The organism is Sphingorhabdus sp., from assembly GCF_044374345.1.
Classification (GTDB): domain Bacteria; phylum Pseudomonadota; class Alphaproteobacteria; order Sphingomonadales; family Sphingomonadaceae; genus Sphingorhabdus_B.
Map to the genome: position 1 here is coordinate 1 of NZ_JBILOS010000064.1, position 11,959 is coordinate 11,959.

Genomic DNA, 11,959 nt, shown 5'->3' on the forward strand with positions numbered 1-11,959 from the left:
CGAAGGGGCCAATCGCTTGGCGAGCCGCGCCTTTACGGATTCGTTATGCACTCGTCAAGGCCAAGTTCGCGCAATTTCAGTCGGCGAATGCGATGTCGTCGACGTGGAGCTCCGCTTTTGGCGTTGCACCCCAATCGTCGATCTTCGCGCGGCCCGCAAACCAGAAGCGTCGCCCGCGATCTGCGTGCAGCATTGTCTGGCCCAAAACAGTCTCGCCCTGACGGAAGGCCATAGCTTTGAACGACTGCCCGTCGTCGCCCGCGACGATCGCGCGGACATGGTCTTTGCCGACGATATCGCATTTAATGATGCGCAGCGGTCCCGTGACGACGCGCGGCCCCGGCCAGCCCATGCCATAGGGGCCAGCGGATTCCATCGCGTCGACAAAAATCGGGTTTAGGCCGCGCGGCGCGACGATGGCGTCGATCAAAAGGGCCTTGGATCCCGATGCGTTGCTGACGTCGGCCGACAGCCGCGCGTCCAACCAATCGGCCAGCGCATCAATTTTGTCATGCGATACGGTCAGCCCCGCCGCCATGGCATGGCCGCCGCCGGCCTCCAGCAATCCCGCCTCACGCGCAGATATGATCGCGGCACCCAAATCGACGCCGGCAATTGATCGGCCCGACCCCTTGCCGACACCATGTTCGTCCACGGCAATCACGATCGATGGCTTTCCCGTTTTTTCCTTAATCCGGCCCGCGACGATGCCAATGACGCCGAGGTGCCAGCCTTCGCCCGATAGCAATGCCACTGCGCGGTTGTGTTGCCCCGCCAACATCGCCTCAGCCTGTTCCTGAACCACTGATTCAATTGCGCGGCGTTCTTCGTTCAGCCGGTCAAGCTCAAGCGCGATCTCTTGCGCCTCCGCCGCGTCCTCCGTTGTGAGCAGGCGCACGCCAAGGTCCGACTTGCCCACACGGCCGCCGGCATTGATGCGTGGTCCCAAGGCAAAGCCAAGGTCGGAGCAAATAGGTGCGCGCGTCAGGCGGCTCGCCTGAATGAGCGCCGACAGGCCAATGTTGCGGCGCGCGGCCATCACCTTTAACCCTTGCGCAACAAATGCGCGGTTCAGCCCCCTGAGCTGCGCCACGTCCGCCACGGTGCCCAGCGCGACCAAATCGAGCAAGTCCATGATCTTGGGTTCTGCGCGGGTTGCAAAATGGCCACGCGTGCGCAGCGTGCGGATAAGCGCCGCGCCCAACAGGAATGCCACGCCAACCGCCGCCAGATGCCCGTGGGATGCCGCGTCGTCGGTTTCGTCCAAACGGTTCGGGTTTACGAGCGCAAAGGCCTGGGGAAGCTCACTGGCGCATTTGTGATGGTCGACGACGATGACCTCAAGCCCAGCCGCCTTGGCTTGCGCAAGCGCGTCATAAGCCATCGCGCCGCAATCGACGGTGACGATCAGGCGGCTTCCGCTTTCGCCAATGCGCACAAGGGCCTCACCAGACGGACCATAGCCCTCCATCAACCGGTCGGGGATGTAATAGCCTGCATCAAGGCCCAGCATACGCAGCAGGCGGATAAGCAACGCCGCACTGGTCGCGCCATCGACGTCATAGTCGCCATAGACGGTAATCTGTTCGCCCGCCTCGACCGCTTGCGCCAATCGTAGCGCCGCATGCTCCATGTCCTGGAATATCGACGGGTCGGGCATGAAGTTGCGAATGGTCGGGTTGCGGTGCCGTTCGATATCGTCGCGGTCAACGCCGCGCGCCATCAGCAACTGGGTCACCAGATCGTCAGGTTTGAAATCGGGATCACGGCCATCGGTGCCACCGCCGCGCCAATGCCAGGCTTGCTCAAGAACGGAACTGTTAATGTCGAGTACGGGCTTCATACCGCTTCCCTATGGCGCACCAGCGGTGCTAGCAAGCATCGATGCGGCAATTGTTGATAATCTGGCACAGTATGACGGGCGGGTCGGAGGCTTTGGCCCGCGCTGCCTATGACGGCGCCTGCCGTGCGCAGGGTGTCGATGTCCAATTGGTCAACGCAGCAGATGCAGGTGCGGCGCAGGTCATGGCGGCGGACGGATATCTGTTCGCGTTCCCCGAGAACCTCGCGGCCATCAGCGGCGGTATGAAAAGCTTTTTTGACCGTTGTTATTACCCATGCCTTGGCGCGCTGAATGGGCGGCCTTATGCGATGATCATATGCGCCGGGTCGGACGGACGCAATGCTGTGGCGCAGGCGGAGCGCATAGCGACAGGATGGCGGTTGCGGCGGATTGCGGAGAGCAGGATCGTCTGCACCCATGCACAAACGTCGGAAGCCATTTTGGCACCGAAGGCCATCAATGAGGCCGATCAACAGGCGGCGGGAGATCTCGGCGAACAAATCGCGACGGGACTGCTGATGGGTATTTACTGATCAGCCTTGCGATGCTCGCTCTTGACCCAGCGCACTGTGCCTGATGATGCGCGCATCACGACGGTTTCTGTGGTGACCCGGCCATCGCGTAATGTTTTGACGCCAGCGAGCAACGAACCGTCGGTGACACCGGTCGCTGCAAAGATGCAGTCACCTTTTGCCAGCTCTTCCAGATCGTAAATCTTGTCGAGATCTTCGATGCCCCATTTGCGCGCGCGCGACCGTTCATCGTCGTTGCGGAACAACAAGCGGCCTTTGAACTGGCCGCCGACACAGCGCAGGGCCGCTGCCGCAAGTACGCCCTCTGGCGCGCCGCCGCTGCCCATATAGATGTCGACGGTGGTGTCGGGATTGGTTGTTGCGATGACACCGGCAACGTCGCCATCGGGGATCAGCATAACGCCACAGCCAAGCGCCCGCAGCTCGGCGATCAGCTTTTCATGACGCGGGCGGTCGAGGACGCAAACGATGAGGTCGCCTGGAGCTACACCCTTTTCCTTGGCAACTGCGTGCACATTTTCAGCAACCGTTTTGTCGAGGTTGACGATGTTGGGGGAGTAACCCGGGCCAACCGCAATCTTGTCCATATAGACATCAGGCGCGTTGAGCAGATTGCCTTCTTCCGCCACGGCCAAAACGGCCAGTGCGTTCGGGCCTGCCTTCGCCGTAATTGTTGTGCCCTCAAGCGGATCGAGCGCAATGTCGATGCGTGGGCCAGTGCCGATGGCGGAGCCAACCTTTTCACCAATAAACAGCATGGGCGCTTCGTCGCGTTCGCCTTCGCCGATGACAACCGTGCCATCCATATATAATTCGTTGAGCGCCGCGCGCATCGCTTCGACGGCTGCGGCATCTGCTGCCTTTTCATCGCCACGTCCGATGAGCTTGGCTGCAGCAATCGCCGCGGCTTCAGTCACGCGGACCATTTCCAAGACAAGCACGCGGTCGAGGATTTGGCTTGCTGCAGTCATCGTATTTTCCTAGCTATCTGAACGTCAGGGTGCGAAGGCTGCACCCTAAATGGAACGGCATTTTTGGGGTTAGGTTTCGATAGGGAAGGCCGCGCCAAATGTCGAGATTAGTTGTCGCCGTTTTTGTTGCGCAAGTGGTGATGGGGTCCGCTGCGGCGCAACCATGCACGACTGAAGATGGCGTTGCGGCAAGCATTGAACGCGCGCCGCCCCCATAAGCTTATGCGCCCAAAATGTGCATGACCATTGGCTCGCCAAGCAGACTGTCCGAATGCTTGAGTGCCTGAAGCGTATCATTGATCGCTTGCTCTGGCCCAGCATGGGTGACCATCGCCACCAAGGCCGTTCCGTCGTCACCAGCTTCGGTCTGGATCAGGCTTTCAATCGACAGCCCCGCATCGCGCATCGCCGCTGTAATTTCCGCAAGCACACCGACGCGGTCCGCGACCACCATACGCAAATAGGATTTGCTGACCCGGTGTGCCGATGCTGCACGTGGCAGCTTTTCAAGTTCAGCCGATGGCATGGAGAATGCAGGGCCAGTTTCCTTGCGCGCAATATCGACAAGGTCCGCAACAACGGCGGAAGCCGTTGGCTTGTCCCCTGCGCCTGCGCCTTGGAATAAAAGCCGCCCGGAGAAGTTGCCTTCAGCCACGACAGCATTGGTTGCGCCTATGACATGGGCCAGCGGATGGCTGAGCGGCACAAGGCATGGTTCAACGCGCTGGAAAATATTTGCCGCGCCATTGTCGCCGTCGATTTCGGCAAGCCCAATGAGGCGGATGCGATAACCCAGCGTCTTTGCCTGGGCGATGTCGGCGGCGAGTATTTTGCGAACGCCGCGCGCTTCGACGCCGCCAAAATCAATGACCGATCCAAAGCTGAGCGAGGCCAGAATGGAAAGCTTATGCGCAGCGTCTATGCCGTCGATATCGAATGAGGGATCGGATTCGGCAAAGCCCTTTGCCTGTGCGTCGGACAGCACCTGCGCAAAGTCGAGGCCGTCACGCTCCATCGTCGACAAGATGAAATTGCAGGTCCCGTTCAATATGCCATATACGCGATCGATCCGGTTGGCGGCGGCACCGTCGCGCAAACCTTGAATCACGGGAATGCCGCCGGCGACGGCAGCTTCAAATTTGAGCGCGGTCTGCTTGCTTTCGGCCAGAGCCGCCAGCTCAGCGCCGTGATGGGCGACCATGGCTTTGTTGGCTGTTACCAATGCCCGTCCGTTTGTTAGCGTTTCGCGCGCCAAAGTGAGCGCTGGGCCATCAGCCCCGCCGACAAGTTCAACAACGACATCGACATCATCTGCGGTCGCCAGTTCGCCCATATCGTCGACCCAGCGATAGCCGGACAGGTCAACGCCCCGGTCCTTGGTCCGGTCGCGCGCGGTGATGGCGACAATCTGTATTTCACGGCCCGCCCGGCGCGCGATCAAGGCGCTGTTTTCTTCAAGAAGGCGGATAACGCCGGTTCCTACTGTCCCAAGACCAGCCAGACCCACCTTAAGCGGGGCGATACGAGAGGGGGTGGACATAGGTTCTAATTTCCTGCCGAAAAGAATGTGTATTTGCGCCGCGCTTAAGCGGATTTGCGTGGAATTGCCAGCCCCGGCTTGCTGCAAAGTCACGGCTGGGCAAACTGCGCAGAGCCTATCGCCCCTGCGAAAACAGCACAGCGACGCGCGCCAACGTCTTTTTGGTGGGAGTACGCTAGCCCTGTGACCCATCATTCGCTAGGGGCCAATGATTGGTTTTACAGGGAGCGACAAATGCGTGCAGTCGGCGTTATCGGAGCAGGTCAAATGGGTGCGGGCATCGCACAGGTCAGCGCTGGCGCTGGCTATCATGTCTATTTGTCTGACCTTGATCTGGCAAAGGCCGAAGAAGGCAAGGCCGGCATCGCCAAGGCACTCAGCCGTCTGGTCGCCAAAGAAAAAATGGCGGCGGGCGATGCAGAGACGCTGTTGTCGCGCATAGAACCGGTTGCGAGCTATGAACCGATGGCCGATGCCGGGCTTATCATCGAAGCCGCGACGGAGCGGGAAGAAATTAAGCGCAAGATATTTGAATCGGTGGGCGCGGTCATGGCCAATCAGGCTGTATTGGCGTCCAACACGTCCTCCATCCCCATCACCCGGTTGGCGCAATCATCACCCGACCCACAGCGTTTCATCGGCGTGCATTTCTTCAACCCCGTTCCTGTCATGGGCCTGATTGAAATCATCCGCGGATTGGCGACGACCGATGCCACTGTCGATGTTGTCCGCCAATATGGCGAAGCGCTGGGTAAGCAATTGGTGTTTGCAAATGATGCCCCCGGTTTCATCGTCAATCGCGTGCTGATGCCCATGATCAACGAAGCATGTTTCGCATTGGGTGAAGGCGTTGCCACTATTCGCGACATCGACACCGCGTGCCAATTGGGACTCAACCATCCGATGGGGCCACTGACACTGGCGGATTTCATTGGCCTCGACACCTGCCTTGAAATCACAAATGTGCTGTTTCAATCGACAGGCGATCCGAAATTCCGGCCAGCGCCGTTGTTGCAAAAATATGTTGAGGCCGGTTGGTTCGGACGCAAAACGAAGCGCGGCTTTTACGATTATTCGGGCGAAGTGCCGCAGCCGACACGCTGATATCTAGGGTCAGGACCCTAGCGTTGGGTGCGGGCCGCTTCAAATGCTTGGCCGAGGTCGGCGATAAGATCATCTGTGTCCTCAAGCCCGATTTGCAGGCGGATAAGCGTGCCGGGCTTATCCCACGCGACGACTGACCGGTATTTCTCTGGCTGCACGGGCAGAGCCAAGCTTTCAAACCCGCCCCAGCTGTAGCCAATGCCGAACAGTTGCAGCGCGTCGACAAAGGCCGCTGCGGTTGTCGTGTCGCCGGTGTGGATGAATGAAAACAATCCCGATGATCCGGTAAAGTCGCGTTTCCAAATATCGTGTCCGGGGCAATCGGGCAAAGCGGGATGGTAAACGGCCGCGACATCGGCCTGCGTCTGCAGCCATTGCGCAATATGTAATGCCGAAGCCTCATGCGCCTTCATCCGCACGGACAATGTCCGCAGGCCCCGGCTTGCCAGATAGGCATCGTCGGGTGAAACGGTCTGGCCAAGTTGCTGCGCGGTTTGGCGCAATTTGGTCCATAACTTATCGTCTGTGGTGACACTGCCCATCATCACATCGCTGTGGCCGACAATATATTTGGTGCACGACAAGATCGCCATATCGATGCCCTTGTCGAGCGCGGTATGGAAATAGGATGTGGCCCATGTGTTATCGAGAAGGGTGACGACATTGCGTTTTTTCGCAGCGGCGCAGATTGCAGGAATGTCCTGCATTTCAAATGTCAGGCTGCCGGGTGATTCCAGCAATATGGCCCGCGTGCGATCACAAAATAGCGCGTCATAATCGGTGGTGCGTGGGTCAAAATATCGGGTCTCTACCCCGAAACGCTTTAGAAACCCGTCGGCCAAAGACCGGCTAGGATCATAAACATTATCGGTCATCAGCAAGACGTCACCCGCCTTGAGCACCGACAGCAGGGCACAGGCAATCGCGGCAACACCGGACGGATACAGCATGGTCCCATGCGCACCTGGCTCCATCTCGGTCAGCGCGTCGGCGAGGGACCATTGCGTGGGCGAACCACGGCGACCGTAGAAAAATCGGCCATCTTCGTTGCGCCCTTTGCCGGCCTCCAGCTCCGCCACATTTTCATATAAATGTGTGCTGGCGCGCCAAACAGGCACATTCACGACAGGGCCCGTGAGCGAAGCCTTGCGCCCTGCAGTGACTGTTTTAGTAGCTGGCTTTTGAGGCTTTTTGGAACTCAAGCCGCACCCTGCGCCTTGGGGGTGTCCTTATCCAAACCCCATTCGGACCAGCTGCCATCATATAAGGCAACGTCCGATTTGCCGGTTAGGCGTGCGCCGAACAGAACAACAGCTGCGGTCATTCCCGAACCGCAGGTTGTGATCATGGGCTTGTTCAAATCAACGCCGGCATCGGTAAAGGCTTGGGTCAACGCATCGCCGCGTTTCCACGTGCCATCTGCGTTCAAAAGATTGCCAAAGGGCAAGTTGCGGCTGCCGGGGATGTGGCCGGAAGCCATGTCAGGCCGCGGTTCGGCTTCTTCGCCGGTAAATCGTCCTGCGCCACGGGCATCCACGACATCGGCTTCCTTGCTGTGCAGATTGGCGAGCATGTCTGCTTTGTTACGCACGGCTTTTTCGTCTTTCCAGACGGTGAAGTGGCGGTGGCGCAGCGTTGGCTTGCCGGTTTCGAGCGCGCGTCCTTCGGCTCTCCATTTTGCAATGCCACCATCGAGGATCGCAACATCATGCGCGCCAAACAAGGTCAGCATCCAATATGCGCGCGTTGCCGATTTGAACGGGCTGTCGTCGTAGACCACGATACGGCTGCCGTCGCCCAGGCCCAGCGATTGCATGCGGCTGGCAAATTTTTCTGGCGGCGGCAATGTATTGGGCAGGCTGCTGTTTGCGTCGGCGAGTTCTTGCAAGTCCATGAAAACAGCGCCGGGAATATGGCCACCTTCATATTCGGCCTGCGCGTTGCGGCCAGCATCGGGCATGAACCAGGTGGCATCTACCACGCGCAAATCAGATGCGCCGATCTCGTTCGCCAACCATTCGGTACTTACTAACAATTCCATGTTTTGTCCTTGCCCGCTACTTTTTGATTCTTGTGCGGTGCAAGATAAGCCGCTTTTCCAAACTAGCCAAGCGTTTCGAGAAATTGCTGTGCCTGACGACGCAGCGCGACTTTATCGGCCTGTGCCATCCGGTCCCAGTTTTTATATGGCATCGCCATGCGCGGGTTCTTGCGCAGTCTATCTTCGTTGCGCGCAATAAATTCCCAATAGAGCGCGTTGAACGGACATGCCTTGGGCCCCGTTTTTTGTTTCACATCATAACGGCAGCTGGAGCAATAATCCGACATGCGGTTGATATAGGCGCCGCTGGCCGCATAAGGTTTTGACGCAAGCATGCCGCCGTCTGCAAACTGGCTCATGCCCAAGCTGTTCGGTAATTCGACCCATTCATATGCGTCGGCATAAACGGCGAGATACCATCTATGCACGTCGACCGGGTTGATGCCCGCCAGCAGCGCGAAATTGCCGGTAATCATCAGCCGCTGGATATGATGGGCGTAGGAATATGCGATTGTCTGATCGACGGTTTGCGACAGGCAATGCATGTCTGTTTTGCCCGTCCAATAAAATTCCGGCAGCGGCCGTTCGGCGCCAAGCGCATTGCTCTCCACATATTGCGGACCAGCATGCCAATAAATGCCGCGCACATATTCGCGCCAACCAATGACCTGACGAATGAAGCCTTCGGCCGCGTTGATGGGCACTTTGCCGGCGTAATATTGTTCTTCGACCGCACGGCACAATTCCAGCGGATCAAGCAATCCGGTGTTCAGGTAAGGCGACAAGATCGAATGCCATAAAAATGGCTCGCCGGTGAGCATTGCGTCCTGATAATCGCCAAAGGACGGCAACGCATGTGTCAGGAAATGTGCTTGCTGTTTCAGCGCGTCGGCCCGGGTGACCGCAAAGCCGAATTTCGCGGTCTGGCCCATATTGGTCGCAAATTTTGCTTCGACCATTTCAATCACATCCTGCGTGATATCATCCGGCGCGAAATGCAGTGGTTGTGGCATCGCCAGATCGCGCTTGGCCGGTTTCCGGTTTTCCGCATCAAAATTCCACTGCCCGCCTGCGGGCGCATCGCCATCCATCAGCAATTTTGATTTACGCCGCATGTCGCGATAGAAATATTCCATGCGAAGTTGCTTGCGGTCCTTGGCCCAGCTTTCAAATTCGGCATGGTTACACAAGAAACGGTCGTCGGCGCGTATCTCTACCGGAACATCAAAGCGGTCGGCCCAGCTATCGAGCATGGCCTTCACCCGCCATTCGCCAGCTTCGGTGACACAAATGGCGGATGCGCTATGCCGCTCCATCGCGCGGACCAGTTCGCCGGTAAAACTGCCGCTGTTTTCAGGGTCGGTCAGCGTCACATAGTCGACCGCCCATCCGGCTGCACGCAGTTCTTCGGCATGGTGACGCATCGCCGATAATATGAACGCCATTTTGGATTTGTGGTGCGGCACATAGGTCGTCTCTTCATCGAGTTCGGCCATCAAAATGACGCACGTCTCTTTGTCCTGCCCCGCCAATGACGAAAGCCCATGGCTCAGTTGGTCGCCGAGTACCGGAATCAATGTCGTCATGAGCGGAGCGTTAGCGAGGCTATGTCCGGGGCACGATACAGGTTTTCAGGAAACCAGCGCGCGTTGCCCCAGTCCAATGCGTTTTTGCATGCACACGAAGTGCATATCTCGCGCAATCGGCATGACCCGTTTGCTTCCCGTGGTGAAACCGCTAAATGCGCAGCTATGACTGACGAACTAAAGCCGATGTATCTGGGTGCGCAAAGCGCACTTCCCCAAACGCCTGAAGAGGCTGAGCTGGATTATGTCCCCAATCCGCGCCCCGATACGCTGTATCTCGTACGCTTTGCCGTGCCTGAGTTTACGTCTTTATGTCCGGTCACTGCGCAACCCGATTTTGCGCATCTGGTCATCGATTATGCGCCAGACAAAAGCATTGTTGAATCGAAGTCGCTGAAGCTTTTCTTGGGTTCGTTCCGCAACCACGCCGCCTTTCACGAAGATTGCACCGTTGGCATCGGGCAGCGGCTTTTCACCGAAATGAAGCCGCATTGGCTGCGTATCGGCGGTTATTGGTATCCGCGCGGCGGAATTCCTATCGATGTGTTTTGGCAATCGGGGGAGCCGCCAAAGGGGCTGTGGCTTCCGGATCAGGGCGTTGCCCCGTACCGGGGTCGTGGCTGAGCCTAGTTGAACAGGCGGCCCAAGTTTTCCCGCATAACTGACGTGCCGAACGATCCTGCGTGTTGATCCGACACTCTTCTCGTCGACGCTATCGAATCATTGGTCGCAAAAATGACCTTTCTCGGTGACAGAACGACTGCGAGGGCTCTATTGCAGCTTCATGGCTGAAATGTTTTCGAAGACTAAGGCGCGCGTGCATAAATCTGGTCAAACAGGCCTTGCGTCTTTGGCGCTGTTATCCGTTTTATCAGGGTGCGTATCCGCGCCAGTGCCACGGGGACCTGCGCCGCCAGCAGCAATAGCCCCAGCACCAGCACCAGCAGTTGTAGCGCCCGCCCGTCCCGCAATTGGGCGGCCGCCTGCCGGTCTGGAAAATCTGATTCAAGATCAATGGCGTTTGTTCCCGGGGCGGACTGGTGTTGCCATTATGCGCGTTGATGGCGGTGAGTGGGTTTTAGGCCGCAGGATGGATGAATTGTTTCCCCAACAAAGCGTATCCAAAACCTGGGTTGCGCTCACCGTGTTGGACATGGTCGATCAAAGGAAACTTCGCCTCGACCAGAAAGTACGGATCACACGAGATGATCTGGCGGTTTTTCATCAACCAATCCGTGATCAGGTGATCGCCAATGGCAGCATTGAGGTTTCGGTCCTCAACCTGCTGGAAACATCCATTCGCGCCAGTGACAATACCGCCAATGACTCGTTGCTGCGCACCGTAGGTGGTCCGCAAGCGGTAAAGAGTTTTATCGCGCGCAAGAATTTGGGTGCGATCCGCTTTGGGCCGGGCGAACGCGCGTTGCAAAGCGGCATTGCCGGTCTCGACTGGAAACAGGAATATGCAATTGGTCGGCGCTTTTATGCTGCGCGCGATGCCGTGCCGTTGGCAACCCGCAAGGCTGCGCTTGACCGCTATCTGAACGACCCAATCGATGGGGCAAGCCCGCAAGCCATTGTCCGCGCCTTGGCAAAGCTTGCCAAGGGCGAGTTGCTGTCGGCATCGTCAACGCGCCTCATGCTCGATATCATGTCGCGGACGTCAAGTGGACCCAACCGGTTGAAGGCGGGCGTTCCTGCGGGTTGGAGCTTTTTGCACAAGACAGGAACCGGACAGGTTTTGCCGCCGGTGTCCACGGGATATAATGATATCGGGATTATGACCGCGCCAGATGGCACGCGTTACGCTATCGCGGTGATGATGGGGAGCACGACGGCGTCTATTCCGCAACGGATGACGTTCATGCAATTTGTATCGCGCACCGTGGCTTCATACCACCAGAACTGATGCATTATGGCGATGTTTCGGTTGGAGCGCCGCGCGCGGCATCCAACGTGTTTACGGCAGACAAAGAAAAGGGCCGTCCTGCAAGCAGAACAGCCCTTATCAAAAGCTTTCGCTAAAAAGCGCGAATATTACTTCGCAGCTTCTTTCGCAGCGTCTGCAGCAGGTGCAGCAGCAGCAGCGTCTGCAGCAGGAGCAGCAGCAGCGTCAGCAGCAGGAGCAGCTTCAGTTGCAGCAGCTTCAGCGCCTTCTACAGCTGCGTCAGCAGCTTCAGCAGGAGCTTCTGTGGTTGCTTCTGTTGCTTCTGTGGTTGCTTCTTCAGCACCTGAGCAAGCAGCCAAACCGAGCGAAGCGGCAAGAACGAGAGATACAGCAATTTTCTTCATATGGGAAACCCCCTAGCAAAACTTATGAAAACCTGACAGGCACACCACA

The 11,959-nt window shown here is 57.9% G+C and carries 12 protein-coding genes; 4 read left to right on the top strand and 8 right to left on the bottom strand.

Features of this window, described 5'->3' with window-relative positions:
• Positions 1–76: 76 nt before the first annotated feature.
• Complete coding sequence (recJ, locus tag ACIQ5B_RS07635; RefSeq protein WP_397598493.1) at positions 77–1,843, bottom strand: single-stranded-DNA-specific exonuclease RecJ; 1,767 nt, start codon at positions 1,841–1,843, stop codon at positions 77–79.
• A gap of 41 nt (positions 1,844–1,884) precedes the next feature.
• On the opposite strand from recJ, the gene ACIQ5B_RS07640 reads away from it, so the two are divergent.
• Positions 1,885–2,376, top strand: a complete 492-nt coding sequence (locus ACIQ5B_RS07640) for a flavodoxin family protein (RefSeq protein WP_397598494.1) — start codon at positions 1,885–1,887, stop codon at positions 2,374–2,376.
• On the opposite strand, the gene glpX is transcribed toward ACIQ5B_RS07640, so the two are convergent.
• Both glpX and ACIQ5B_RS07650 read right to left on the bottom strand, forming a co-directional pair.
• Positions 2,370–3,347 (bottom strand): class II fructose-bisphosphatase, encoded by a 978-nt coding sequence (glpX, locus tag ACIQ5B_RS07645; RefSeq protein ID WP_397598495.1) that lies wholly within the window; start codon positions 3,345–3,347, stop codon positions 2,370–2,372. The two genes, ACIQ5B_RS07640 and glpX, sit on opposite strands and share 7 nt — an antisense overlap.
• Before the next feature lie 220 nt (positions 3,348–3,567).
• The gene (locus ACIQ5B_RS07650; RefSeq protein WP_397598496.1) at positions 3,568–4,887 is read right to left on the bottom strand and encodes a homoserine dehydrogenase; all 1,320 of its coding nucleotides are present in this window, start codon (positions 4,885–4,887) and stop codon (positions 3,568–3,570) included.
• A 234-nt stretch (positions 4,888–5,121) separates the two neighbouring features.
• Here ACIQ5B_RS07650 and ACIQ5B_RS07655 point away from each other — a divergent pair, with 234 nt between their 5' ends.
• Complete coding sequence (locus ACIQ5B_RS07655; RefSeq protein ID WP_397598497.1) at positions 5,122–5,991, top strand: 3-hydroxyacyl-CoA dehydrogenase NAD-binding domain-containing protein; 870 nt, start codon at positions 5,122–5,124, stop codon at positions 5,989–5,991.
• A gap of 17 nt (positions 5,992–6,008) precedes the next feature.
• Here ACIQ5B_RS07655 and metC read toward each other — a convergent pair whose 3' ends face one another.
• The 3 genes from metC to ACIQ5B_RS07670 form a co-directional block, all read right to left on the bottom strand.
• Positions 6,009–7,193 carry a cystathionine beta-lyase gene (gene metC, locus ACIQ5B_RS07660; protein WP_397598498.1) on the bottom strand — a complete coding sequence of 395 codons (1,185 nt, stop codon included), beginning with the start codon at positions 7,191–7,193 and terminating at the stop codon, positions 6,009–6,011.
• The gene (gene sseA / locus ACIQ5B_RS07665; RefSeq protein WP_397598499.1) at positions 7,190–8,032 is read right to left on the bottom strand and encodes a 3-mercaptopyruvate sulfurtransferase; all 843 of its coding nucleotides are present in this window, start codon (positions 8,030–8,032) and stop codon (positions 7,190–7,192) included. Before sseA ends, metC begins: the two co-directional genes overlap by 4 nt.
• A gap of 62 nt (positions 8,033–8,094) precedes the next feature.
• Positions 8,095–9,618 (bottom strand): cryptochrome/photolyase family protein, encoded by a 1,524-nt coding sequence (locus ACIQ5B_RS07670; RefSeq protein WP_397598500.1) that lies wholly within the window; start codon positions 9,616–9,618, stop codon positions 8,095–8,097.
• 165 nt (positions 9,619–9,783) lie between these two features.
• On the opposite strand from ACIQ5B_RS07670, the gene queF reads away from it, so the two are divergent.
• The gene (gene queF / locus ACIQ5B_RS07675; protein WP_397598501.1) at positions 9,784–10,242 is read left to right on the top strand and encodes a preQ(1) synthase; all 459 of its coding nucleotides are present in this window, start codon (positions 9,784–9,786) and stop codon (positions 10,240–10,242) included.
• A 182-nt stretch (positions 10,243–10,424) separates the two neighbouring features.
• Here the strand turns inward: queF and ACIQ5B_RS07680 are convergent, their stop codons facing one another.
• Entirely contained in the window at positions 10,425–10,589 is a 165-nt protein-coding gene (locus ACIQ5B_RS07680) for a hypothetical protein (RefSeq protein ID WP_397598503.1), read from the bottom strand.
• On the opposite strand from ACIQ5B_RS07680, the gene bla reads away from it, so the two are divergent.
• On the top strand, positions 10,511–11,527 hold the full coding sequence (gene bla / locus ACIQ5B_RS07685; RefSeq protein WP_397598502.1) for a class A beta-lactamase: 1,017 nt from the start codon (positions 10,511–10,513) through the stop codon (positions 11,525–11,527). The two genes, ACIQ5B_RS07680 and bla, sit on opposite strands and share 79 nt — an antisense overlap.
• Before the next feature lie 128 nt (positions 11,528–11,655).
• Here the strand turns inward: bla and ACIQ5B_RS07690 are convergent, their stop codons facing one another.
• Positions 11,656–11,910: a circumsporozoite protein gene (locus ACIQ5B_RS07690; RefSeq protein ID WP_333570255.1), complete on the bottom strand. Its 255-nt coding sequence runs from the start codon at positions 11,908–11,910 to the stop codon at positions 11,656–11,658.
• Between the last annotated feature and the right edge of the window lie 49 nt (positions 11,911–11,959).